Source organism: Bradyrhizobium sp. CCBAU 45394 (genome assembly GCF_028128655.1).
GTDB classification, from domain to species: domain Bacteria; phylum Pseudomonadota; class Alphaproteobacteria; order Rhizobiales; family Xanthobacteraceae; genus Bradyrhizobium; species Bradyrhizobium diazoefficiens.
In genome coordinates this window covers 225,084-244,922 of the sequence record NZ_LBIX01000176.1, presented here as the reverse complement: position 1 = coordinate 244,922, position 19,839 = coordinate 225,084, and the positions used below count along the sequence as shown (strand labels likewise).

32 protein-coding genes and 2 tRNA genes are annotated in these 19,839 nt (G+C 63.3%); 18 read left to right on the top strand and 16 right to left on the bottom strand.

Annotated features, from left to right (window positions below; translation table 11 throughout):
- Nucleotides 1-19 precede the first annotated feature (19 nt).
- Nucleotides 20-214 carry an RNA-binding protein gene (locus WN73_RS38610; protein ID WP_231166472.1) on the top strand — a complete coding sequence of 65 codons (195 nt, stop codon included), beginning with the start codon at nucleotides 20-22 and terminating at the stop codon, nucleotides 212-214.
- Nucleotides 215-270: 56 nt separating this feature from the next.
- On the opposite strand, the gene WN73_RS38605 is transcribed toward WN73_RS38610, so the two are convergent.
- The 4 genes from WN73_RS38605 to WN73_RS38590 all read right to left on the bottom strand — a co-directional run bounded on the left by WN73_RS38605 (nucleotide 271) and on the right by WN73_RS38590 (nucleotide 2,669).
- Nucleotides 271-347, bottom strand: a tRNA-Pro gene (locus WN73_RS38605).
- Nucleotides 348-442: 95 nt separating this feature from the next.
- Nucleotides 443-928, bottom strand: a complete 486-nt coding sequence (locus tag WN73_RS38600) for a DUF192 domain-containing protein (protein ID WP_271557451.1) — start codon at nucleotides 926-928, stop codon at nucleotides 443-445.
- Between the two features lie 124 nt (nucleotides 929-1,052).
- A complete protein-coding gene (locus WN73_RS38595; RefSeq protein WP_027542689.1) occupies nucleotides 1,053-1,712 on the bottom strand; it encodes a cold-shock protein in 660 nt (219 codons plus the stop codon).
- A gap of 198 nt (nucleotides 1,713-1,910) precedes the next feature.
- On the bottom strand, nucleotides 1,911-2,669 hold the full coding sequence (locus tag WN73_RS38590; RefSeq protein WP_161535003.1) for an SIR2 family NAD-dependent protein deacylase: 759 nt from the start codon (nucleotides 2,667-2,669) through the stop codon (nucleotides 1,911-1,913).
- 289 nt (nucleotides 2,670-2,958) lie between these two features.
- On the opposite strand from WN73_RS38590, the gene WN73_RS38585 reads away from it, so the two are divergent.
- Nucleotides 2,959-3,123 (top strand): hypothetical protein, encoded by a 165-nt coding sequence (locus WN73_RS38585; protein ID WP_164933808.1) that lies wholly within the window; start codon nucleotides 2,959-2,961, stop codon nucleotides 3,121-3,123.
- Between the two features lie 69 nt (nucleotides 3,124-3,192).
- Here WN73_RS38585 and WN73_RS38580 read toward each other — a convergent pair whose 3' ends face one another.
- Nucleotides 3,193-3,483, bottom strand: a complete 291-nt coding sequence (locus tag WN73_RS38580) for a hypothetical protein (RefSeq protein ID WP_011087180.1) — start codon at nucleotides 3,481-3,483, stop codon at nucleotides 3,193-3,195.
- Nucleotides 3,484-3,527: 44 nt separating this feature from the next.
- Between WN73_RS38580 and WN73_RS38575 the strand changes: the two genes are divergently transcribed.
- Complete coding sequence (locus WN73_RS38575; protein WP_271557446.1) at nucleotides 3,528-3,992, top strand: hypothetical protein; 465 nt, start codon at nucleotides 3,528-3,530, stop codon at nucleotides 3,990-3,992.
- 54 nt (nucleotides 3,993-4,046) lie between these two features.
- Complete coding sequence (locus WN73_RS38570) at nucleotides 4,047-4,220, top strand: hypothetical protein (protein WP_074076975.1); 174 nt, start codon at nucleotides 4,047-4,049, stop codon at nucleotides 4,218-4,220.
- Here WN73_RS38570 and WN73_RS38565 read toward each other — a convergent pair.
- From WN73_RS38565 to WN73_RS38550, 4 genes are all read right to left on the bottom strand, one after another.
- Nucleotides 4,217-4,414: a hypothetical protein gene (locus tag WN73_RS38565; protein ID WP_271557444.1), complete on the bottom strand. Its 198-nt coding sequence runs from the start codon at nucleotides 4,412-4,414 to the stop codon at nucleotides 4,217-4,219. The genes WN73_RS38570 and WN73_RS38565 overlap by 4 nt on opposite strands.
- A 324-nt stretch (nucleotides 4,415-4,738) precedes the next feature.
- Complete coding sequence (locus WN73_RS38560) at nucleotides 4,739-4,891, bottom strand: hypothetical protein (protein ID WP_271557442.1); 153 nt, start codon at nucleotides 4,889-4,891, stop codon at nucleotides 4,739-4,741.
- A gap of 315 nt (nucleotides 4,892-5,206) precedes the next feature.
- Nucleotides 5,207-5,344 (bottom strand): hypothetical protein, encoded by a 138-nt coding sequence (locus tag WN73_RS38555; protein ID WP_165448157.1) that lies wholly within the window; start codon nucleotides 5,342-5,344, stop codon nucleotides 5,207-5,209.
- Between the two features lie 538 nt (nucleotides 5,345-5,882).
- Nucleotides 5,883-6,179 carry an HU family DNA-binding protein gene (locus WN73_RS38550; protein ID WP_027542683.1) on the bottom strand — a complete coding sequence of 99 codons (297 nt, stop codon included), beginning with the start codon at nucleotides 6,177-6,179 and terminating at the stop codon, nucleotides 5,883-5,885.
- 338 nt (nucleotides 6,180-6,517) lie between these two features.
- Here WN73_RS38550 and WN73_RS38545 point away from each other — a divergent pair, with 338 nt between their 5' ends.
- Both WN73_RS38545 and WN73_RS38540 read left to right on the top strand, forming a co-directional pair.
- Nucleotides 6,518-6,703, top strand: a complete 186-nt coding sequence (locus tag WN73_RS38545; protein WP_271557441.1) for a hypothetical protein — start codon at nucleotides 6,518-6,520, stop codon at nucleotides 6,701-6,703.
- 202 nt (nucleotides 6,704-6,905) lie between these two features.
- Complete coding sequence (locus tag WN73_RS38540; RefSeq protein ID WP_028171323.1) at nucleotides 6,906-7,208, top strand: hypothetical protein; 303 nt, start codon at nucleotides 6,906-6,908, stop codon at nucleotides 7,206-7,208.
- A gap of 103 nt (nucleotides 7,209-7,311) precedes the next feature.
- Here WN73_RS38540 and WN73_RS38535 read toward each other — a convergent pair whose 3' ends face one another.
- The gene (locus WN73_RS38535) at nucleotides 7,312-7,515 is read right to left on the bottom strand and encodes a hypothetical protein (protein WP_028171322.1); all 204 of its coding nucleotides are present in this window, start codon (nucleotides 7,513-7,515) and stop codon (nucleotides 7,312-7,314) included.
- 172 nt (nucleotides 7,516-7,687) lie between these two features.
- Here WN73_RS38535 and pip point away from each other — a divergent pair, with 172 nt between their 5' ends.
- Entirely contained in the window at nucleotides 7,688-8,641 is a 954-nt protein-coding gene (pip, locus tag WN73_RS38530) for a prolyl aminopeptidase (protein WP_271557440.1), read from the top strand.
- A gap of 124 nt (nucleotides 8,642-8,765) precedes the next feature.
- On the opposite strand, the gene WN73_RS38525 is transcribed toward pip, so the two are convergent.
- Together WN73_RS38525 and WN73_RS38520 are read right to left on the bottom strand one after the other, a co-directional pair.
- Nucleotides 8,766-9,272, bottom strand: coding sequence for a hypothetical protein (locus WN73_RS38525; RefSeq protein WP_271557439.1), 507 nt, complete (start codon nucleotides 9,270-9,272; stop codon nucleotides 8,766-8,768).
- A 283-nt stretch (nucleotides 9,273-9,555) separates the two neighbouring features.
- Nucleotides 9,556-9,936, bottom strand: a complete 381-nt coding sequence (locus tag WN73_RS38520) for a hypothetical protein (protein ID WP_271557437.1) — start codon at nucleotides 9,934-9,936, stop codon at nucleotides 9,556-9,558.
- A gap of 307 nt (nucleotides 9,937-10,243) precedes the next feature.
- Here WN73_RS38520 and WN73_RS38515 point away from each other — a divergent pair, with 307 nt between their 5' ends.
- Both WN73_RS38515 and WN73_RS38510 read left to right on the top strand, forming a co-directional pair.
- Nucleotides 10,244-10,696: a VOC family protein gene (locus tag WN73_RS38515; protein WP_271557435.1), complete on the top strand. Its 453-nt coding sequence runs from the start codon at nucleotides 10,244-10,246 to the stop codon at nucleotides 10,694-10,696.
- A 289-nt stretch (nucleotides 10,697-10,985) separates the two neighbouring features.
- Nucleotides 10,986-11,624: a glutathione S-transferase family protein gene (locus WN73_RS38510; protein WP_271557433.1), complete on the top strand. Its 639-nt coding sequence runs from the start codon at nucleotides 10,986-10,988 to the stop codon at nucleotides 11,622-11,624.
- Nucleotides 11,625-11,758: 134 nt separating this feature from the next.
- On the opposite strand, the gene WN73_RS38505 is transcribed toward WN73_RS38510, so the two are convergent.
- From WN73_RS38505 to WN73_RS38495, 3 genes are read right to left on the bottom strand one after another with little or no spacing between them, the layout of a single operon-like run.
- The gene (locus tag WN73_RS38505) at nucleotides 11,759-11,926 is read right to left on the bottom strand and encodes a hypothetical protein (RefSeq protein WP_011087169.1); all 168 of its coding nucleotides are present in this window, start codon (nucleotides 11,924-11,926) and stop codon (nucleotides 11,759-11,761) included.
- Nucleotides 11,927-11,932: 6 nt separating this feature from the next.
- Complete coding sequence (locus tag WN73_RS38500) at nucleotides 11,933-12,178, bottom strand: porin (protein WP_271557432.1); 246 nt, start codon at nucleotides 12,176-12,178, stop codon at nucleotides 11,933-11,935.
- 57 nt (nucleotides 12,179-12,235) lie between these two features.
- Nucleotides 12,236-12,490 carry a PilZ domain-containing protein gene (locus WN73_RS38495; protein WP_271557431.1) on the bottom strand — a complete coding sequence of 85 codons (255 nt, stop codon included), beginning with the start codon at nucleotides 12,488-12,490 and terminating at the stop codon, nucleotides 12,236-12,238.
- A 225-nt stretch (nucleotides 12,491-12,715) separates the two neighbouring features.
- On the opposite strand from WN73_RS38495, the gene WN73_RS38490 reads away from it, so the two are divergent.
- The 9 genes from WN73_RS38490 to WN73_RS38450 all read left to right on the top strand — a co-directional run bounded on the left by WN73_RS38490 (nucleotide 12,716) and on the right by WN73_RS38450 (nucleotide 19,528).
- Nucleotides 12,716-12,790: transfer RNA gene (locus WN73_RS38490), tRNA-Glu, on the top strand.
- Between the two features lie 97 nt (nucleotides 12,791-12,887).
- The gene (locus tag WN73_RS38485) at nucleotides 12,888-13,547 is read left to right on the top strand and encodes a hypothetical protein (protein WP_271557430.1); all 660 of its coding nucleotides are present in this window, start codon (nucleotides 12,888-12,890) and stop codon (nucleotides 13,545-13,547) included.
- Nucleotides 13,548-13,753: 206 nt separating this feature from the next.
- Nucleotides 13,754-14,380, top strand: a complete 627-nt coding sequence (locus tag WN73_RS38480; protein ID WP_271557428.1) for a PilZ domain-containing protein — start codon at nucleotides 13,754-13,756, stop codon at nucleotides 14,378-14,380.
- A gap of 122 nt (nucleotides 14,381-14,502) precedes the next feature.
- The gene (locus tag WN73_RS38475) at nucleotides 14,503-15,507 is read left to right on the top strand and encodes an acyl-CoA desaturase (protein WP_011087165.1); all 1,005 of its coding nucleotides are present in this window, start codon (nucleotides 14,503-14,505) and stop codon (nucleotides 15,505-15,507) included.
- A 134-nt stretch (nucleotides 15,508-15,641) separates the two neighbouring features.
- A complete protein-coding gene (locus WN73_RS38470) occupies nucleotides 15,642-15,884 on the top strand; it encodes a hypothetical protein (RefSeq protein WP_271557426.1) in 243 nt (80 codons plus the stop codon).
- A gap of 141 nt (nucleotides 15,885-16,025) precedes the next feature.
- A complete protein-coding gene (locus WN73_RS38465) occupies nucleotides 16,026-16,181 on the top strand; it encodes a hypothetical protein (RefSeq protein WP_271557424.1) in 156 nt (51 codons plus the stop codon).
- A 340-nt stretch (nucleotides 16,182-16,521) separates the two neighbouring features.
- Nucleotides 16,522-17,562: a PrsW family glutamic-type intramembrane protease gene (locus tag WN73_RS38460; RefSeq protein WP_271557423.1), complete on the top strand. Its 1,041-nt coding sequence runs from the start codon at nucleotides 16,522-16,524 to the stop codon at nucleotides 17,560-17,562.
- Between the two features lie 69 nt (nucleotides 17,563-17,631).
- Nucleotides 17,632-18,210, top strand: coding sequence for an HdeD family acid-resistance protein (locus WN73_RS38455; RefSeq protein ID WP_011087162.1), 579 nt, complete (start codon nucleotides 17,632-17,634; stop codon nucleotides 18,208-18,210).
- Nucleotides 18,211-18,442: 232 nt separating this feature from the next.
- Nucleotides 18,443-19,528, top strand: coding sequence for a 3-deoxy-7-phosphoheptulonate synthase (locus WN73_RS38450; protein ID WP_011087161.1), 1,086 nt, complete (start codon nucleotides 18,443-18,445; stop codon nucleotides 19,526-19,528).
- Between the two features lie 56 nt (nucleotides 19,529-19,584).
- Here the strand turns inward: WN73_RS38450 and WN73_RS38445 are convergent, their stop codons facing one another.
- Nucleotides 19,585-19,839 (bottom strand): hypothetical protein, encoded by a 255-nt coding sequence (locus WN73_RS38445; protein WP_028171306.1) that lies wholly within the window; start codon nucleotides 19,837-19,839, stop codon nucleotides 19,585-19,587.

Below are 19,839 nucleotides of genomic sequence, written 5' to 3'. Positions count from 1 at the left end.
GTCGAGCGAGAAGAGACCAATGAACAACGGGCCGCAAGGCAAGGGGGATGCTGTGAGCCAGATCGATACGACCGAGAAACTCTCCGAGGCGCCGGAGCCCGGAGACTCGCTGTTCGCACTCTGCGGACTCGGCGTCGCGGGGATCGTGATGCTGGGCTGGATCTGCGCCCTCGCCTGGATCGCCTGGCGCCTCGCCGATTGGCTGCTGTTCTGAGCCGGGATCCGCGAGTCGAAATTTCGAAGGAAATGAAGGAGGTTCGACCTCGGGACTGGTCGGGGCAGCTGGATTCGAACCAACGACCTGCAGTACCCAAAACTGCCGCGCTACCAGGCTGCGCTATACCCCGAATGTCCGGCGAGCCCTGTCGATACACGCTTCCCAAAGCGCCAGCAAGCGTCCTAAAGGCGCCGGCAAGGCCGGGAAGGCCCCCACCGGACGGCTCTATTTGCTGCCGAACAGCGGGTGGCCGACGCGGTCGCCGGGGCGGATGCCGTATTTCTGCGCCGTTCCCGCCACCACCTCCAGAACGGCCCGCGCGGGGCCCTTGGACGAGATGATCTTGGTCGACAGCGGCTCGGTGTTCTCGGCAATGCGCAGGATGCGGCCGTCGGCGCGGATGAAGATCATGTCGAGCGGGACATAGGTATTCTTCATCCACATCGACACTTCCTGCTCGGGATTGAAGTCGAACAGCATGCCTTTGCCGTCGGCCAGCTCCTTGCGGTACATCAGGCCGGTCTGCTTCTCCTCCTCGGTCGTTGCCATCTCCACCGAGAACACCTGCACGCCGCTTTTGGTGACGATCTCGAGCGGCTGGAAGCTCGCGGCTCGGACAGGTCCGCCCGCCACGACAACGCCGGCGATGACCAGGATGGCGGCAAGCCAGCCCTTCGCAACGGACCAGACAGCCTTTCGATCAAGATTCATGGGATGGCACTCAGGGCGTGGGAATGGAACAGTCCTACGCGGCGACCGCCCGAAAAGCCAGAGGCGCGCCGGTCAGCCGGCGCGCCTCTGCTCACGATTGCGGGAATTGGCGATCCTGCCGCCGCTAGTGCGACTGCAGTCCGGGCGATCCGGTCTCGGGATGGATCTCGGCCGCCATCATGCCCTTGGAACCGGGCCCGAAGCGGACCAGGACATATTGGCCGGGGCGCAATTCGGTCATGCCGAAGCGGCGCAGCGTCTCCATGTGCACGAAGATGTCGGGCGTGCCCTCGCCGCAGGTCAGGAAGCCGAAGCCGCGCAGCCGGTTGAACCATTTGACCTGAGCCCGCTCCAGCCCGCTGGTCGGGGTGACCGTGACGTGGGTGCGCGGCGGCAGCATCTGCGCCGGATGGATCGCGGTCGACTCGTCCATCGAGACCACGCGGAAGGCCTGGTAGCCCTTCGCGCGCTGGATGCATTCGACGACGATGCGCGCGCCCTCATAGGCGGTCTGGAAGCCGTCGCGTCTAAGCACGGTGACATGCAGCAGCACGTCCGGCCAGCCATTGTCGGGAACGATGAAGCCGTAGCCCTTCGACGCGTCGAACCATTTGATGACGCCGTGGACTTCGACGAGGTTGGCGCTGGCCTCGCCAAGGCCGGTGAACGGGCTGAGCCCGCTCTCGCGGCCGCTGCCGTGCTCGCCCGGCGTCATGCGCCCCGGCGACGTGCCCTGTCCGGGAACTCCAAGCTTTTTGGACTCAAATCCGTCCGACGACCCCATAACCCCGGACCCCACACTGCCATGCAACCCGCCACATTGGCGGCGCTCGAATCACGCGTCTTAAGAGAATGTTCTCAATTCGACGCGACGCGAATCTTTCGACTCAAAAGATAACACTCCCGGTTGCGGCGCATAGACAAAAAAGAGATTCGCCGGAACCTATGAACAGCTTGCACAGCCGCGAATCAAACTAACGCCTCAATTGCCGACAAAGGGTCCGAGCGTTTCGCCGATGTCGTGGCGGATGACGAGGTCGGCGATGTCGTCCTGCTCGGTCGGCTCGCGATTGATGATCACCAAACGTGCACCCGCGCGCTTCGCCATCATCGGAAAGCCCGCTGCCGGCCACACCACGAGCGAGGAACCGATCGCGATGAAGAGGTCGCAGGCGCGCGACAGCGCGGTTGCGCGCTGCATCTCCTCCTCCGGCATCATCTGGCCGAACGAGATCGTGGCGGTCTTCACCGGCTCGTCGCACACGGTGCAGTTTGGAGCGCCGTCCTGGTCGAATCGGCGCTTCACCCAGTCGAGCTGATAGGTCTGCCCGCATCCGACGCATCGCGCATAAGTAGTATTTCCGTGAAGTTCAATCACGTGCTCGTGCGCGAAGCCCGAGGCCTGGTGCAGATTGTCGATGTTCTGGGTGATGACCGCGGGGACCTTGCCGGCGCGGTAGAGCGAGGCGAGCGCGCGATGGCCGCGGCCGGGCCTTGCCGCCGCGAAGGTCTCCTCCATCGCGAAGCGCCGGCGCCAGGATTCGTCGCGCGCCTCTTGGCTCGCAACGAATTCGTCGAACGGGATCGGACGGTTGCGCGTCCAGATGCCGCCCGGCGAGCGGAAGTCGGGGATGCCGCATTCGGTCGAGATGCCGGCGCCGGTGAACGGTACGATGGTCTTCGCCTCGGCGATCATGTCGCCGAGACGTTCAACGCCGCTGCGAAGATCCGATGCAATCAATCGCACGCCTCCCGCTTTGGTCTTGCGCTAGCTGCAAGATGCGCAAGCGACAAGATTGTTGACGCTGTTATCAACTGCGAACGCAGGTGCGCTCGGCAATTTTTTCCGCCCATCGCATATCACAATCCTGCAATGCCTCCTCCCCATTGACGCCCCAATCAGAAGCGCCAATGCATGTGTTATGCGACTCAAGGCCCGGTGCGGCGGCAGCGCTTGAGGACACTCGTAAACACGACCCTGTAAAAACAACCCGAGTAACATCGTCCAAGTGTGAACAGAGGGGATGGACATGACCGAAGACGAACAACGCAAGATCCGTGAACGCGAAGAGATCGCCGCCCGTGTCGCCGCCTTCCGTGCCACCCAGGAGAAGTTCAAGCGCGAGCGCGAAGAGTATTTCGTGTCGACGCTTGAGAACGCACGCAAGGTCGAGCGACCCTCGCTCTGGCCGTAGCACGCGCCTGATCGCCACGCATGAAAAAAGCCCGGAGCATCGCTCCGGGCTTTTCACTTACCCCCGCCGTTACCAGTGACGGTAATAGTGGCGGCGATAGTAATACGGTCCGTCGCCATAATAGGCGTACGGGCCAGATCCGTAATAGTAGCCCGGGCTGTCATAATAGCCGTAGCCAGGGCCGTAATAGCCGTAAGGGTGGGACGCGGCGATCGCGCCCGCGGTGATCGCGCCGGCGGCAAGACCGAACGCGAGGCCCGGGCCGATGCCGCGGCCGCGCGCCTCGGCAGGCGCAGGCGCCGCCACCGCGGTCACGCCGACGGCTGCGACGGTGGCCAGAACTGCCAGTGTCTTTTTCATGAGCTCCTCCTTCGCGTCTGGGGTGACAACGCGAGTGCCGTTTGATGGTTGCGCGCGGCGCGGAACCGGAGCCGGTCAAAAAAATCGATGCGAGGCGGAACGAAATCGCCGTGCGGCGGTTGGAATTGCAAGTGCGAAGCCTCCGCTATCCGGTGAAGGCCCAGCACGAAAGCCCCGTCAGTATCCTCCGCGATGCTGGCGGGGTTTTTGTTCCACGGGAGCAAATGGGCAGCAGAGAACAACGGCTGCCCGCGGGGCGGAAGGCCGAGGAGGAAGGATTGCCGATATCCGCTTTGCTTGCCCGGATCCGCCGGCTCGTTCCCGGATCCGGCGATCGACATTACGACGAGATCGTCCGCAGTTTCGGTGTCGGCGCGCTGCGCCCGCCGCCGACGCCGATGAGCGACGGCGAGCTGGCGCGGGCCATCGCCGAGTTCCTCAGGGAACAGCCCTCCTCCGAGTCCGTCGCGACCCTCGGCCGGCGGCTCGACCCCTCCTCCCGGCTCTAGGCGGACTTCTTACTAGCGGATCTCTTTTGCGCGAGCCGGGAACAAGCGCCGCGCATGCAAGTTGAGGTTGTCTTCACGCAAGTGAGGTTCGACATGTTCGACATGCCCGTGTGGCTCGAAGTCTTGCTCAACCTGTCCGGCTATGCCGGCTTCGTCGCGCTCGCGAGCCGCGGCACCTCGTGCCCGCGCGCAGCGGCCGACGACCGGATCGGTGGTGACGAGCGCTAGTTGGTGTGCGGCGCCTGGCCCGCCGTGCGCACCAGCCGGTCGGCCTTGACCGCGACGCGCGTGTCCTCGGCTTGCTGCCGCAGCGAAAAACTGATCAGCACGAAAGCGAGGCAGAACAGCGTGCCGACGATCGCGACGCGCCAGTAGGTGTGGCGGTCGCCTTGATAAAAGGACGGCTCTGAAAAAGGTGTCATGGCAAAGTGGCTTCTTGGCAAAGTCGTTTCTTGTCGTTGCCAGACACCTACTCCAACCCGCGGCAAGCGCAACGCGATTGGGCTTTTAACCTAACCGAATAGGGTTATCGTTTCCCGCGCAAGCTTTCGTTAGGAGTTGGCGCAGCGCCGTTTGGATCTCGGCGAGCCGCTTGAGGCATCGCGCGATCGCCGAGGCAGGCCCGCCCCTCGCCGACCGTCTTTGTTCCAGCTTCGCCCGCATTTCGTTCTCGAAGAACGAATCGGAATCGAAGAAATCGGCGCGGAGCAACTCTTAACGAGTGGTGTCGCGCGCGAAATTTCTCGTCACGTCGTCTCGGCCGGCGTCGATCGCAGCGGCAGCACCTGCGGCACCGATGGCTTGTCGCTGCGCAGCCTCGCGTGGTGTCTTGCGTGCCGGTCGGACCAGAACACTCTCGCGATCTCGGCGAACATCTCGATCAACCAGCATGCATCCATGTCGCTCTCTCCTCGCTCATCTCCTGCGCGGGAGACGAGAACGGCACTGTGCGAGACTTCACGCTGTCTCGTTCTGACACGCACGCTCGCATCGACATCGAGGACGCGCAACTTGTTCTGCATCCGACTCCATTTCGTTCTCGAAGAACGAATCGGAGTCGGGAAAATCAGCGAGAATCGATTCCTAACGATCGATGAAACCGCGTGCGCTCACGTCTTCGCCGGCAGACATCTTCGGCGGCGAAATATCGAGACCGCCGCAACCACGATGGCGATCTCGTGCGCCATCGCGGCCGGCGTCCGCCCGCGCGCGCATCACGCCGCGCGCTTCTCCTTGCCCTTCTCGGAGAAGCATTCGAGAATCTGGATGCGGAGTTCTTCTGCGGCCGGCCCCTCGACCTTCCTGAGCTCGTTCCAGAGTCTGATCACTTCGCGCTGCTTTTCGACGGTCATGAGTCACCTCCCAAAGGATTCCAAAAGATGATGGCTCATAGGAACAAAATGAGAACAAAAAGTCCAGCCCCCCTCGCGCGATTTCCCACGCCCATCGTCTTGAACCTTTTGGGCGCCGCAAAGACCCATCGAGGCTGGGGATTTCAGCGCCCAGTCATACGGCAGCGCCGCCTGACGAACATACTCCGTCACGGCGGCGCTGTTGCTTTTTGGATTTTCTACCCCAGGTTTGATCTACGGCTGACGGCCAGGCGCTGAAATCCCATCGCCGTCAGTTTGGAAAGCCCCGCGCGAAAGCGCGGGGTTTTCTCTTTCTCTTCTTCGGAAGGCTGAACCTTTTACTGGGCTGGCGCGTCTTATTCCTGAAGCTTCCCCCAGGCTTCATCCCCATCAGAAAGCCCCGCTCCCCCCAGGCGGGGCTTTCGCTTTTGCGGACATCGCGCCGCCCAAGACAAAAACAAAGAGACAAAACAAAGAGCCCCGCTCCGACATCATCGGAACGGGGCTCTGGGCACGCAAGCGGTGCGCGATGGCAGGATCAGACGGCGTCCTTGGCGACCTTCAGGGGCGATGCCTTCACCGACTTGCTCGCGGGCTTGGCCGCAAACTGCATCGGCTCCTTGGTGAAGGGATTGACGCCCATGCGGGCTTCGGTCGCCGGCTTGTTCACGACCGACATCTTCACGAAACCGGGAATGACGAACTCGCCGGACTCGTTGAGCTCCTTGTAGCCGACCGTCGCCATGTACTCGATGACCGACTTCACGTCGTTCTTCGCAAGCTGCGTGCCCTCGGCAATCGCGTCGATCAATTGAGTCTTGGTCATCTTCGCCATGTCAAACGTCCTTCTGAATGGGGTGCGCGCGGGCTGTGGGGTAACCGTGCCGGGCACGCGACAAAGCCGCGCAGCGCGCTTTGTGTTCATGCCAGCGGTCAGGAAGTCACCGGGCTTAGAACCCATCGGGGCCGAAAACGCAAGCCGCAGTTTGACGTCGGTTCCGCCTGTTTCGGCGGGATGACAGCGCTTGCATCGACCCGCGCCGAATCGAATTCAGCAATGTCCATAGAGGGTTCTGCCGGTTCGCCAGCAGGCAGCAGCGATGCCCGTATTAGCCGAAGTCACGAAAGCCCCTAACTGGTTCTCTTTCGAAAGCATTTGTTGCATAGTGGCGCATGGCCAAAACAAAAGTGACGTTTAGAGCGGTCCGGATCGCCGATGGCGACTGGAAGATCCTGGCGGACTACCCCGACCACGAGCAGCGCGAAATCGCCGGATTTACCAGCAAGGCAGATGCCGACGACTGGATCAACGGCGATCGCAAGATCGCGTGGCTCCGGTCCCAGGGCTACGCCAAGTGACTTAGCGCAAGTGACTTAACGCAAGTGACGTAGCGCTCCCGCGCGAAAACGGCGTTCACGGGCGGCGGCAAAGCCACCTCATCCAGCCAGCTCAGCAAGACACCTCACCGTGAAACCTGTGGTTCGAGCCGTGTTGTTGACACTTCAGTAACCCAACGCATCCAAGCTCCCCTTGGTATCGTTGCGTTGGAGTATCCTCACAGTGCTGGATTTTCACGAGCTGCGTGAACTCGCGGCCGATGTTCGCGTGTTTGTCGATGTCGCCGAAGACAAGGCCGAGGCGCTCAGAGCCGTCATCGCGGCCTATGACGTCGTGCTGGCAATCTTCCCTTCCGAAGAGGGCATGGGCCTCCACGTCATCAAGGGCAAAGCGATCCTGGACAAGATCGCCAAATCACGCAGCCATGCGACCTACAGCCATACGGCGATCGCGGTCCCTGACCTCGAGCATGCCGAAGTGCTCAAGCTCCTGACGGCGCCTGCCGAGCAGCGGATCGCTGCCTAAGCGCAGACGGCGAGAAATTCAGCGGCGGGCCGCATCAGGTTCGTTCGCCGTTGCTCGGCGCCGAACAGGTCGAAGCCTCGGTTCTCGGGAGCCGAGGGCCTGCCTAGCTCTCGCTGGGCAAGCCATCGCGAACCATCCCGCCGACGGCTCCGCCCAAAATGACGGACACTGTGACGGGCCATACAGCCGCCATCACGATGACAGCTCCAAAGCGAACGTCCCTGTTGGGGCGATCGTAGGAGTCCATGGCCGTGAAAACGAACAGGGCAATCAGGCAACCGATCGCGTATTTCTTCTTCCAGCTCATGTGATGAGGACCTTATGAAGCCGAGCATTGGTCGCGCCGGCTTTTCCGTGGGTTCATCCGCGCCGTCGCGATCCGGTGGCCGCGCTAAATTCGTTCGCCCGATAAATCCGGCCTGCCAAAGCCCGCTATTGCGGCATAGAGAAAGGCTGCCAAAAGGCGTCAGGAGAAAGCGATGGCTCAGTTCCAGCCTATCGAGCCGTACGAGACTGGATTGCTGGATGTGGGCGACGGCCAGCAGATCTACTGGGAATGTTGCGGCAATCCCGCGGGCAAGCCGGCGCTTTTCCTGCATGGCGGTCCGGGCACGGGCTGCTCTGTTGGTCAGAGACGATTTTTCGATCCTGATGTCTACAGGGCTGTGCTGTTCGATCAGCGTGGCTCCGGTCGCAGCCTTCCGCTCGCAAGTCAGTCGGGTTCGAGCCTGGCAAGCAATACCACCGCTCACCTTGTCGCAGACATCGAGAGGCTGCGCGAGCTGCTCGGTGTCGAAAGCTGGATCGTCCTGGGCTTGTCCTGGGGCACCACGCTTGGCCTCGCCTACGCACAACCGCATCCGCGACGCGTGAAAGCGATGGTGCTCGGATTCGTGACGACGACATCGCGTGCAGAGGTGCAATGGATCACCAACGATGTCGGGCGCATCTTTCCAAGGGAATGGGAGCGCTTTTCCGAGACTGTCCCCCGGCATCTCCGCGGCATGCCGCTCGTCGATGCCTACGCAATCATGCTTGCCGATGCCGACGAGACCGTTCGCGACAGGGCCGCCCGGGCATGGTGCGAGTGGGAGGATGCGCACGTCTCGCTCACCCCGGGACACCGGCCAAATCCCCGATTTGACGACGCGGAATTTCGATTGCGATTTGCGCGCCTGGTCACTCACTATTGGCGCCACGCCGCATTTCTCGCGGAGGATCAATTGATCCGCGACGCATCGAGATTGAACGGCATTCCCGGCGCCCTGATCCATGGCCGTTTCGACGTCAGCGGACCGTTGTCCACGGCGTGGCAACTGCACAAGCGATGGACGACCTCCAGGCTGCATATTCTCGAAGACGCCGGCCACGGCGGCGGCAATGAGTTCATGCCCTTGGTCATCAGAACTCTGGATGAGTTCGGGAAGCTGTAGGCGCGTGAGCTGTTACGGCGTGGGACCGCCGGAATTGCGGTCCAGTCCATCAAATTCACTCGCTAGCAACCCTGCCCATCGCTGCGGCTCCGTTGGCAAATGAACGGCAACAACATTTCGGGTATCATAACCAATGCCCCTTGCCGCCGAGCCCAATTCTATTGAAGACGACGGCAAATTCATCCGGGGCGTTAGCGAAAAATATGCTCAGGATCAGCACCATAAGCGCGGCGACTTGTACACGAATATCGCCAAGCGCTTGACGTTCCAAGTTCTCGCGCAGTGTGGAAAGTGCCTGTGCCCGCTGCGCAGTTTCTTGTTCCAACAACTTGCGAAACTCGCGTTCGCTAGCATCGACCTTGAGCGATACTCTACCGAGCGTGGCTTGTACTTCCTGCAGTGTTCTCTGCAAATGCGCGACGCGTTCCTCCAGCGTGCCGGCAGTGATAATACTTGTCCCAACCGCTGCCATTGAACCGACACCCCTGAGAATTGCAGAGGCGCTGACGCTCCTAGGCGAGCGTCGAAAACCGATAAATCGCCATTCACCGACCCAACACAAGAATCCATAAAGTAGCGGCGTACGGTTCGCCTCCAGGAGCGACTTATTTAATTCCCAGGCGATGCTCATGATGGAGCCGATTTCTAACAAGATGCCATACCACCGCACGCGATCCTTCAGTTCGGTCTCAGAGAAGAATGTGTCTGATACATTCTGAACGGCGAGCCATAAGATGAAAGGCCTCCCAGCGTGATCCAAATCACCATACCTTCGCGGAGCTTGTTTTTAAGCTCGGCCCACGCCATGCCCGGCTGCTGTAAGCGCCCCATGAAATCGTGCCTCACTGTTCACGTCCGCCTAAGCACCTGCTGTGTCTCTTGCAACGATAGCGTATTGCCACGGTGGCGCACGATTAGTCTGCAAGAAGCCTTGCGATCTCATCCGCGTCCAGCCGCTTTTTATCGAACAATGCCAGAGCAAGTCGCTCAACCTTTGCGCAGTGTGCGGACAAGAGATCAGATGCACGGCCGTGCCCTTGATGCATCATCCTCAATTGCTCTTGCTCATCGAGGTCTCGCATTAGCTCCACCATCTTCCCATAGTCCCCCCAACCTGCTCCTTCATGTGTAGGAGCGTCAAAGAGCTTCTGAGCCTCCAAGCCCGCCGCGCAAACTGCAAGCTGGTCTACGAGGTCCGCATGGCCTGCGTCTTGGATTTCCGCAGTGCCCTTCGCGTCGTCACCACCGATCGCTATTTCGGCCTCGCCGACAGCTAGACCCAGACTCCATGCCACGACTATATGCCCGGCCTCATGGAACGCTGCGCCGCGTTGGTCTCTCTCTGATTGCTGATGGTACACGTGATTCTTTGCGCGAGGGTGGCGAAAGGGACCGTATCGTTGTTCGTATAATATTGGGGGACCCAATACCATCTACTGGACTCCGGAGGACTATGGTGACGGTGGATCAAATTCATTTGCCTTCGCCAGCCTGCTGACTTTGCCCCCGCCCCCTGCCCCTCCTCCCACTTTCCTGCTATCTCCTACCCCCGCCGTCCCGGCCCAAAGCAAAACCCTCCGACTGTCAAAGGGAGCAACAACCATGCGATACCTTCACACCATGCTGCGCGTGCGCAATCTCGATGTCGCGCTGAAGTTCTACCAGGATGCGCTGGGGCTGAAGGAGGTGCGGCGGATCGAGAACGACAAGGGGCGCTTCACGCTGGTGTTCCTGTGCTCGTCGGACGATCTCGAGGCGCTGAAGAAGCAGCCGCAAACGCGCGGCGCGCCGCTGGTCGAGCTCACCTACAATTGGGACGAGGAGAAGTACGGCGAGGATCGCTTCTTCGGCCATCTCGCCTATGAGGTCGACGACATCTACGCCACCTGCGAGAAGCTGATGAAGGCCGGCGTCATCATCAACCGGCCGCCGCGCGACGGCAACATGGCCTTCGTGCGCTCGCCCGATTTGCACTCGATCGAGCTGCTGCAGAAGGGCGAGCCGAAAGCGCCGCAGGAGCCGTGGTCGTCGATGCCGAACACCGGCCACTGGTAGGGCCTTTTCCATAGGAACAAGCCCTCGCCGCGCACGTTCACTCCTCGACAAGATGATTGGAGGAGGACGCGATGGGACGAGGATTGTTGTTGTGGATGCTGGGCGTGCCGATCCCGGTGATCCTTCTGCTGTGGCTGTTCTTCGGCCACTGACGAGCCGGTTCAACCTGCAATGAAAGCTCTGCCCATGGCGGAGCTTTTTGCATGAGGGGCGCGCCGCAAACGCCGTCGTCCGGCACAGGAAATTCCGCTATCACCCGCACAACTGAAAACGCCGCGGGAGAAGCTTCATGCCTGACACCAAGCTGACGATCTGGGGCCGCGCCAACTCGGTCAACGTGCAGAAGGTGCTGTGGTGCCTCACCGAGCTTGGCCTCGCCTACGAGCGCATCGATGCCGGCATGCAATACGGCAAGACCCGCGAGGCCGAGTATCTCGCGATGAACCCGAATGCGCGGATCCCGACGCTGGTCGAGGGCGACTTCGTGCTGTGGGAATCCAATTCGATCATGCGCTATCTCTGCCTCGCGCATGGACGCGGCACGCCGATCTATCCGGACGCGCCGAAGCAGCGAGCTTCGGTCGACCGCTGGCTCGACTGGACGCTGTCGGCGGTGCAGCCGGTCGACCGTCCGGTGTTCTGGGGCATCGTGCGCACGGCGCCCGCCGAGCGCGACATGATCCAGGTGCAGCGCGATGCCGATACCGCCGTCGAGGTCTGGGCGATCGCCGATCGCCTGCTCTCGACGCGCCGCTACATGGAGGGCGACCAGTTCACGCTCGCCGACATCGCTGTTGGATCCTATGCGCGGCGCTGGCTCGGCGTCGAGGGCATCACCCGGCCGGCGCAGCCGAACCTGACGCGCTGGCTCGCCGAGCTCGGCAAACGCCCCGGCTTTGCCCAGTTTGTCGCACCGCCGATGTCGTGAGCCGCTGGCGCGGCTTAAGCTGCGATGAGCGCGCGGGGAATCGTCATTCCGGCGCACGCGGCCGGCGGCATCGCCGCACTTGACGGCTACTGTGCATGGGGTTGTTTTCGCACTTTTTGTTTTGACGGCCGCGCCTAGAGCCAGCCGCGCTCGACGAGCAGCACGCAGATGATCAGCACCAGCGTCACGACAGCAGTGGCGAGCCGCGCCGGCCAGCTCAGGCCGCGGCCGACCCACCACAGCAGCGCGCAATACATCAGCACGGGGACGACGATATCGAGCCGCAACAGATCCGGCGGCATGCGGCTTTAGCGCCGGACCGCGGCGTCGACGCTGATCGAGCCGCCGATCTTCACGCAGGTGCCGGTGCCCTCGACCATGTGGTAGCCACGGCCATAGGACGCGCATGCGCCCGCCTTCGCCGTCCCGCCCGTGCCCTTCAGCGGCAAGGTCTTGCCCGCCTGCGGCGGCTCGGCAGCCGGAAGGCGCAAGGCTTCGGCCGCGGCCGCGGACGTGGCCAGCAACGAGATCAGGATGAGGAGCTGTGTGCGCATGCGAGCGTTCTAGCCCGGCGAGGTGCCGCGCGCCATCCGGGTCGCACTAGGTGGATGTCAGATGAACTTGATCCCGGCCGAGTTGCCGCGGCGCCAGACCACCTGGCAGTTCCGCCCGGTGCGGGCATCGCGCGCGAAGGCCAGCCGGATCACCCCCGGAAGCTGGCTTGCGTCCTCGTCCAGGGTGATCTTGGCGCCCGAGCTCGAGATGTCCTGGACCAGGCAATGCCGCGCCGCGAACCCGCCGTCGAGCGTGATCCAGGCGTGCTGCGACAGCAGCTTGCGGTCTGCGCGCTTCTTGGGCGGTGGCATTGGCGTGAAATCTCCCGCTCCAGCACTACCTCAGGGAGCCCTAAGAAACCGTTGAAATCGGGTCCGAATCATCCTCTCGCCGGCGCTGTCCACGGTTCCAAAAGACCGTTCCCGAACGGCTTGCCCACGGGCCGAAAGGCCACTATACGTTCGCCCGCTGCAAGCCGCCGGGCACGACTCGCGCGGCCGCGGCCGTGCCGTCAAAAGCGGCGGGGCTTAGCGTTTGCTCCCTTCGTCTATCGGTTAGGACGCCACCCTTTCACGGTGGAGAGAGCGGTTCGATTCCGCTAGGGAGCGCCATCCGCGCGCGGACGATGCGGCGAAATTCACCGCCCTGCCCGTGAACCTCTCCGGCCCTCACCTCCGACCAACATCCTGTTGGAACCGGTGTGGACCCATGGAGCAGCGCAAATCCCCCTCGGACGGCCAATCCAGCATTGCCTCGCCGGCACTGCCGCCCTGGATGCAGCGCACGACGCCCTACACACCGGACCGCCGCGCCAGGATGCTGGAGCACATGGCGCGAGCGAGGTCGCTTCAGCAGCGCCAGGCCGCGACCGCGCCGGAGCCCTCGCGCGTCAGCGGCATGCACATTCTCGGCGACGCCTACGGCTACGCGGTTCTGTTCGGACTGATGGCCCTCCTCTTCATGTCGCGGGTTCCGCTCTACCTCGGCGCCTTTCTCTTCTTCGCCGACGGTGAGCGCATCGAGCGCGCGCTCGCAGCGATCGGCATCCGGCTCGAGCCCGATGCGCTCGGACCCGACATCATCAAGAGCTTCGCATACCTGTTCGGATGGTTCGCGCTGCTCGCGTCCTTCAAAGGCTCGGTGCCTGCCTGGCTGGCGCCGTGGATCCCCCCGGCCGAGTCATGGGCGTTCCTTGCCGGCATCGCCCTCGCGCTCGCCATGGTCGAAGCATTCGCAACGCGCGCGCTGCGGCACGCATTGCCGTGGTTCGGATTGAACGTCGGTGCGGAGAGTCTGGCCTGGAAAACGACCAGGCTCCTCGTTGCCGTGGCCGTGCTGGCCTGTCTCGTTCTGCTCGGCTCTCTCTGAACGCCACGACCGAGCCGTCGCTCTCAATAACGGTGTTGTGAACTTGCGTGCCCCATAATCGGGACCTTATGCCGCTTTCGCCGGTGCATGACCGGGCCACGCGTTTACCGGAAATTTACCCCTGCTCCTGAGCGGCGGTATCATTTGCTTAGAATTTGACCGCTACCGTGGAAGTACGGAAATACTCCGAAACCCGATTGGCGCGGATGTCCATCGCAGAATTCCTCAGGCAGCGTGCAGTGGAAGTCACCGTGAGCGGAAGCTACTCGCTGCCGCGCTGGTACGATTGTGAGGGCAACCTCCGCACCTTCGCCTGCCGGACCAAGCGCGTCTCGCCGTTCCGCATGATCGTGGACGTGCCTGTCGTCGGCAAGATCGGCGAGCGCGTGACCTCGTACTTCCAGGATTTCGGCGAATTCCAGTGCACGATCAGCGCGACGCTGAAGTCGGGCTTCCTGATGGAACTCGACATGACGCGGGCGCGGCGCGCCTGGATGTCGGAGAAGCTGACCTGGCTGGAGAAGAAGCAGAGGGACGCCAGCGTCCAGGAGCTGCGCAATGACGCCCGCTTCGTTCCGCAGGTCTCTCACACCTTCCTGACGCTCGCCGACGGCAGCACCCATCCCTGCTTCATCATCGACGTCTCCACCGCCGGCGTCGCGATATCCTGCGAGTATGATCCGCCGATCGGTACCCCGCTTGCGGTCGGCGCCTGCGTCGGGCGCGTCATCCGCAAGTTCGACAACGGCTTTGCGGTCAAATTCGCCGAGAAGCAGCAGTGGGACGACGTCGTCCGCCTGATCGTGCGCTCGCCCGTGCCGCAGCCGGCCTGAGACCGGCTGGCTCCATCTTAACTCTTTCTTAACGAAACGCTGGAGGCGGCAAGCCCTGCGCGATAGGGTGTGATCCAGTACGTCCGCAATCATTGCGGGCCTAACGTATTGGAAGCCCCGGAATGTCCATCGCTGACGCTGAGTTCGCCCAGGCAAAGACCGCTCAGAGCGCGCCCACCGCCGCCAAGCCGCAGCTTCCCCCCGGTGTCGTGACCGAGGGACCGCTCGTCAAAGCCAAGCTGCGCGAAAGCTATCTCCTCCTCGGCATCCTCTATGTCGGCGCGGTCGCGGGCATCATCTGGGCCGTCACGCAGGGCGTCGGCAAGGTGGAGCTGTTTACGTTTGCCTGGATGTTCGCGCTGACGACATTCGGCATCGGCGCCGGCATGCACCGTCTGTTCGTCCATCGCAGCTTCCGCACCGGCCCGATCATGCGCGTCTTCTTCTGCGCCATCGCCCAGATGGCGGTGCAGGGCTCGATCGCCAAATGGGTCGCAAACCACCGCCGCCACCATCTCTATGCCGATGACGTGGGCGACCCCCACAGCCCGCAATTCGACGGCTTCGGCAATCGCTATGTCAGCGCGCTCAAGGGCTTCCTGCACGCCCAGGGCAGCTGGGTGTTCGACCAGGCGACCACCGACAACGAATACTATGCCAAGGACATCCTCGCCGATCCGATCGCGATGTTCTTCGTCCGCACTCGCTGGGTCTGGTACGGGATGTCGGCCGTCTTCATCCCCGGCTTCATCGGCTACGTTTTCGGCGGCGTGCACACCATGATCGGCTGCGTGCTGTTCTCCGGCCTGCTCCGGGCCTATCTGCTGATCCTCGTCAGCCAGCTCACCGGCTCGGTCTGCCATGCCTACGGCTATCGCCGCTTCGAGGTCGACGACGCCTCGACCAACGAGTTCGTGACCACGATCCTCACCTTCGGCGAGGGCCTTCACAACAACCATCACCGCTTCCCGCGGGACGCCTATATCTCGCACGCCTGGTGGGAGATCGATCTCAACGGCCTGATCATCTTGGGCATGGAGAAGATCGGCCTCGTCCACGACGTCTTCCACGCCTCGCACCGGCAGCTGGAGCGGGCGTCGGAAGCGCAGGCGGCCTCGACGCGCTGACCGGCAGGCGGCGGCCCTCCGGGGCCGTCTTGCCTCCGCATCTCTGCCCTATCGCGGCCCCATTGCGGGATCAGCTTTTGAGGGTCTGTGCCTCGCGCCGGACCTCATTTGCAGATTTGCGATCGGGGGACCGAATGGCAGTCGACAAGATCACCTGGGACAGGGTCGGCCGGGTTACCGAGCCCGGACGCTACATGTACACGTTCGGCTGGCTCACCATCACCGCCGGCGATCTCGAGATCTGGAAGCAATACCCGCAGGCCGCGTTCACGCTGCTCGCGCAGCACGCCGAGCCGGACGAGCCCATCGGGGAGGAATTCCATCTCGGCGCCTTCGACATCGCCCCCGAGGCGGCGCCGCCGTTCACCACGCACTGAAGGCTGGCAGCGGCAGCCCCGATCGCCCTGCGCCAACGCGCCGATTCGAGCCTCCGCAAGCAACGCCTGGTAGGAGGCGCGGTCGCGCCGAGCGCAGGCCGCTGCAGGAACGCATGGCATGCACGTTGCTTGGCTATCGCCATGATCCATGTCGCCGCCGTCGATCAAGCCTTCCTGCTGCTGTTGATCGTGTTCTGCCTGGGCTCGTGCCTCGTGCGCGTCTTCTGGCAGCTGGAGCAGGTGCGGGCTCGCCGTACCGCCACATCGCCCCGCCGGCGCACAAGGAAGCGTAACTAGGCCGATCTACCCGGCCGCGCGTTGTTCTGGCGGACGGCACGCCTGCCAGACTCGCCGCCGGGAGACGTGCATCGTGAATCGAAGAAACCGGTGCATTTCCTTGATTTGGCTTGCCAATCGCGGCCCGATCCTGGACATGCGATCGCGACCATCCAGGACCAACAGGCGCGTTGATGACCAACAGGCCCGTTACGCAATTGATTGTCCCTGCATTCGGTCCCAGCGGTGCGGATGAACGGGAGCTGTCACGCCCGTTAAGCGAGGCGACAGCAAGCGCATGACACATGGTCGCAGCGGTGATTGTAGATAAGCGGATCAAGGGAACCTATTTTCGGCGCCGATGTATCTGATTGAAGCTTTACCCACCGTCATCGGAACTGCCGCCATCGCCCCGGCGCTGCTGATGCTGTGGCTCGTCATTGCCGCCGAAGAGCGCCCGGGACCACCGGCCCAGGTCTGGACCGCGTTCCTGCTCGGCGCGGCCAGCATCTCGCTGCTCGGCCTCGCCCGCGCCCCCTTCGCCAAGATGGTTGCAGCGCCCGACAATCCCTGGGCGGCGCTGGCGATGCATTCGATCTTCGGCGTCGCGCTGCCCGAGGAGGCCGTCAAGGTGGTCGCCATCGTGCTGGTCTCCTCGACCAAGCGGCGGACCTTCGCCAATCCGTTGGACACCGTGGTCTATGGCGCCGCGGTCGGCCTCGGCTTCGCCGCCTACGAGAACCTCGCCTATCTCGTCCAGCATGCCGAGATGTGGCGCTCGCTCGCCGCCTTGCGCAGCGTCCTCACCGTGCCGTTCCACGGCGCGCTCGGCATCATCGCCGGCGCTTACCTGACGATCGCCCGTGCCGGCACGGCGCTGGGCGCAAACCGGCACCATCGCGACTGGGCCCGTCTCTCCAGCCGCCTGCTGATCTTCGCCGGCCCGCTCGCGCTGCATTCGGCCTTCGACTTCCCGCTGCTGACCCTCCAGCGGATGCCGGATCTGGACCCGACGCTGCGGATGTGGCTGGGCGCCGCGAGCCTCCTGGTCGGCTTCAGCTCGATCGCCTTCGCCATCCGCCTGGTGCGGCGCGTCGCGCGCCACCACGCGCCCCGCACGGACGTTGCGCGGGAGCGGCTCAGCCAGTTGCGCCGGATGTGGGCGCTGCTGCTGGCCGGCGGCGGCGTCGGCTTTCTCGGCCTCGCCTTCGTGCTGACCTCGATCCACCACTGGCTGATCAACCCCGAGCGCAATCTGACGCTGGCCCTGATCCCGATCGGCTTCGTCTCGATCCTGCTCGGCCTCGCGCTTCTGATTGTCACAACGGCGATCTATATTCTCGGCCGCAACCGCATTCGCACCAGCGGCGAAGGTTTTTCGTCCGCGCACGGCGGCGGTTGAGCCACGGGATGGCAAGCCCGCTGCGCGCATACTAGATTGAGCACACACCCTTCGATCCGGAGCCTGCCGATGACATCGCCTGAAGATCTTTCACGGCTGCAATCCGCGATGAGCAAGACTGTGAAGGCGCATTGGAAGGCCTTCCTGTTCGAGGGCATCCTGCTCGCCGTTCTCGGCGTCGCCGCACTGATCCTGCCGCCGCTCGCAAGCCTTGCCATCGCGATCTTCCTCGGCTGGATGTTCTTGATCAGCGGCATTGGCGGGCTGATCGTGACCTATTGGGCGCGCAGCACGCCGGGCTTCTGGTGGTCGCTAATCTCGGCCGCGCTGGCCGTGCTTGCCGGTATGCTGCTGCTGGCGCGGCCGATGCAGGCCGTGCTGACGTTGACCATCGTGCTCGGCGCCTATTTCCTCGCCGAGGGCGTCGCCACCATCATGTACGCACTCGAGCACCGCCGCGAACTGAGCGGCCGCTGGTCGTGGCTCCTGATCTCCGGTCTCGTCGACATCGCGATCTCGTTCATGGTGATCACGGGGCTGCCGAGCTCGGCGGAATGGGCGATCGGCGTGCTCGTCGGTATCAACCTGCTGTTCGGCGGCGCCACCCTGATCGGCATGGCGCTGGCGGCACGCAACAGCAACACCTGAGGGGTCTCGTCGCCCGCCAAGCCGATTGGGGGGTGACAACCCGCCAATGGCACGCTATATGGCCTGCCATGATCACCGTTGCCACCAGCTATTTTTGGTACTTTAGCTACGACAGCTCGCTGGCGGCAGGAGGATCGCGCTCAATCTGAAATATTGAAGCAAACGTCCGAACAGCCGCCAGACCTGGCGGCTTTTTTATTGGCCGGCAGGTTCAAACAAGCAGGAGCCCGCCGTGCTGAGCACGACTGACGATCTTCGTATCCGTGAACTGAAAGAGCTGAGCACGCCGGATGAGGTGATGCGAGAGGTCCCGCGCACACTCACCGCAACGCGTGTGGTGATGGCGGCGCGCAACGCCATCCATGCCATCCTCACCGGCCAGGACGACCGCCTGCTGGTGGTGGTCGGCCCGTGCTCGGTGCATGATCCCCGGGCCGCGCTCGACTACGCTGAGCGTCTCACAAAACTGCGCGAGGACCTCGCCGACCAGCTCGAGATCGTAATGCGGGTCTATTTCGAGAAGCCGCGCACCACCGTCGGCTGGAAGGGCCTGATCAACGACCCCGATCTCGACGGCAGCTTCGACATCAACAAGGGCCTGCGGCTGGCGCGCAACGTGCTGTCAGCGGTGAACAATCTCGGCCTCCCGGCCGGCGCCGAATTCCTGGACATGACGACGCCGCAATACATCGCCGACCTCGTGTCCTGGGCCGCGATCGGCGCGCGCACGACCGAGAGCCAGATCCATCGCGAGCTGGCCTCCGGGCTGTCCTGCCCGGTCGGCTTCAAGAACGGCACCGATGGCAATGTGCGGATCGCGGCGGACGCAGTGAAGTCGGCCTCGCATCCGCATCATTTCATGGCGGTGACCAAGCTCGGCCGCTCGGCGATCGCCTCGACCGCGGGCAACGAGGACTGCCACATCATCCTGCGCGGCGGCAGCACGCCGAACTACGATGCGGCAAGCGTCGCGGCGGCCTGCAACGAGCTGGCGAAATCCGGCGTCGCGCCGCTGGTGATGGTGGATGCGAGCCACGCCAATTCGAGCAAGAAGCCGGAGAACCAGCCGCTGGTCATGGCCGACATTGCCGGCCAGATTTCCGGTGGCGAGAGCCGCATCATGGGTGTGATGATCGAGAGCAATCTCGTCGCCGGGCGCCAGGACGTGGTTCCGGGCAAGCCGCTCACCTACGGCCAGAGCATCACGGACGGCTGTATCGACTGGGCGACCACGGCAACTGTGCTCGAGCAGCTCGCCGATGCGGTCGAAATCCGGCGCAACGCCCAGCGCGCGGGGCTGCACGAGCGCTCGGCGTAAGGCCAAAGCAAACGCGGGCGGCGCGAGCTGTCGCGCCCTGCCCGCACCGACGCGGCCTAGCAGCCGCGGCAGATGCTCTTGATCTTCTTGTCGAGCGCCTGGTTTTCCTTGCTGAGGGGATCGTTCGGGTCGCTCAAATTCTTCTCGTTCGGCACGTCGCCGGCGCGCGGCTGCCGATGACCGACGGGTGCAGGCGGCAAATTGCCCGCCGACGGTCCCGACGTGGTGGTCGATCCCTTGCTGCCGGTCTGCGCCACTGCCGCGCCGCCGAGCAAGATCACGAGCGACACGGCCACGATGATCCTCTTCAT

What these genes read in the sequence shown, in the direction of transcription:
- WN73_RS38505 (WP_011087169.1), bottom strand. Translation starts at nt 11,926, where the DNA reads ATGCCGCCGGATCTGTTGCGGCTCGATATCGTCGTCCCCGTGCTGATG.
- WN73_RS38600 (WP_271557451.1), bottom strand. Translation starts at nt 928, where the DNA reads ATGAATCTTGATCGAAAGGCTGTCTGGTCCGTTGCGAAGGGCTGGCTT.
- WN73_RS38510 (WP_271557433.1), top strand. Translation starts at nt 10,986, where the DNA reads ATGCCTGACACCAAGCTGACGATCTGGGGCCGCGCCAACTCGGTCAAC.
- WN73_RS38525 (WP_271557439.1), bottom strand. Translation starts at nt 9,272, where the DNA reads ATGAGCATCGCCTGGGAATTAAATAAGTCGCTCCTGGAGGCGAACCGT.
- WN73_RS38575 (WP_271557446.1), top strand. Translation starts at nt 3,528, where the DNA reads ATGGTTGCGCGCGGCGCGGAACCGGAGCCGGTCAAAAAAATCGATGCG.
- WN73_RS38495 (WP_271557431.1), bottom strand. Translation starts at nt 12,490, where the DNA reads ATGCCACCGCCCAAGAAGCGCGCAGACCGCAAGCTGCTGTCGCAGCAC.
- WN73_RS38470 (WP_271557426.1), top strand. Translation starts at nt 15,642, where the DNA reads ATGGCAGTCGACAAGATCACCTGGGACAGGGTCGGCCGGGTTACCGAG.
- WN73_RS38455 (WP_011087162.1), top strand. Translation starts at nt 17,632, where the DNA reads ATGACATCGCCTGAAGATCTTTCACGGCTGCAATCCGCGATGAGCAAG.
- WN73_RS38535 (WP_028171322.1), bottom strand. Translation starts at nt 7,515, where the DNA reads ATGAGCTGGAAGAAGAAATACGCGATCGGTTGCCTGATTGCCCTGTTC.
- WN73_RS38445 (WP_028171306.1), bottom strand. Translation starts at nt 19,839, where the DNA reads ATGAAGAGGATCATCGTGGCCGTGTCGCTCGTGATCTTGCTCGGCGGC.
- WN73_RS38485 (WP_271557430.1), top strand. Translation starts at nt 12,888, where the DNA reads ATGGAGCAGCGCAAATCCCCCTCGGACGGCCAATCCAGCATTGCCTCG.
- WN73_RS38580 (WP_011087180.1), bottom strand. Translation starts at nt 3,483, where the DNA reads ATGAAAAAGACACTGGCAGTTCTGGCCACCGTCGCAGCCGTCGGCGTG.
- WN73_RS38480 (WP_271557428.1), top strand. Translation starts at nt 13,754, where the DNA reads ATGTCCATCGCAGAATTCCTCAGGCAGCGTGCAGTGGAAGTCACCGTG.
- WN73_RS38560 (WP_271557442.1), bottom strand. Translation starts at nt 4,891, where the DNA reads ATGGATGCATGCTGGTTGATCGAGATGTTCGCCGAGATCGCGAGAGTG.
- WN73_RS38475 (WP_011087165.1), top strand. Translation starts at nt 14,503, where the DNA reads ATGTCCATCGCTGACGCTGAGTTCGCCCAGGCAAAGACCGCTCAGAGC.
- WN73_RS38465 (WP_271557424.1), top strand. Translation starts at nt 16,026, where the DNA reads ATGATCCATGTCGCCGCCGTCGATCAAGCCTTCCTGCTGCTGTTGATC.
- pip (WP_271557440.1), top strand. Translation starts at nt 7,688, where the DNA reads ATGGCTCAGTTCCAGCCTATCGAGCCGTACGAGACTGGATTGCTGGAT.
- WN73_RS38500 (WP_271557432.1), bottom strand. Translation starts at nt 12,178, where the DNA reads ATGCGCACACAGCTCCTCATCCTGATCTCGTTGCTGGCCACGTCCGCG.
- WN73_RS38555 (WP_165448157.1), bottom strand. Translation starts at nt 5,344, where the DNA reads ATGACCGTCGAAAAGCAGCGCGAAGTGATCAGACTCTGGAACGAGCTC.
- WN73_RS38515 (WP_271557435.1), top strand. Translation starts at nt 10,244, where the DNA reads ATGCGATACCTTCACACCATGCTGCGCGTGCGCAATCTCGATGTCGCG.
- WN73_RS38585 (WP_164933808.1), top strand. Translation starts at nt 2,959, where the DNA reads ATGACCGAAGACGAACAACGCAAGATCCGTGAACGCGAAGAGATCGCC.
- WN73_RS38565 (WP_271557444.1), bottom strand. Translation starts at nt 4,414, where the DNA reads ATGACACCTTTTTCAGAGCCGTCCTTTTATCAAGGCGACCGCCACACC.
- WN73_RS38460 (WP_271557423.1), top strand. Translation starts at nt 16,522, where the DNA reads ATGTATCTGATTGAAGCTTTACCCACCGTCATCGGAACTGCCGCCATC.
- WN73_RS38550 (WP_027542683.1), bottom strand. Translation starts at nt 6,179, where the DNA reads ATGGCGAAGATGACCAAGACTCAATTGATCGACGCGATTGCCGAGGGC.
- WN73_RS38595 (WP_027542689.1), bottom strand. Translation starts at nt 1,712, where the DNA reads ATGGGGTCGTCGGACGGATTTGAGTCCAAAAAGCTTGGAGTTCCCGGA.
- WN73_RS38610 (WP_231166472.1), top strand. Translation starts at nt 20, where the DNA reads ATGAACAACGGGCCGCAAGGCAAGGGGGATGCTGTGAGCCAGATCGAT.
- WN73_RS38570 (WP_074076975.1), top strand. Translation starts at nt 4,047, where the DNA reads ATGCAAGTTGAGGTTGTCTTCACGCAAGTGAGGTTCGACATGTTCGAC.
- WN73_RS38545 (WP_271557441.1), top strand. Translation starts at nt 6,518, where the DNA reads ATGGCCAAAACAAAAGTGACGTTTAGAGCGGTCCGGATCGCCGATGGC.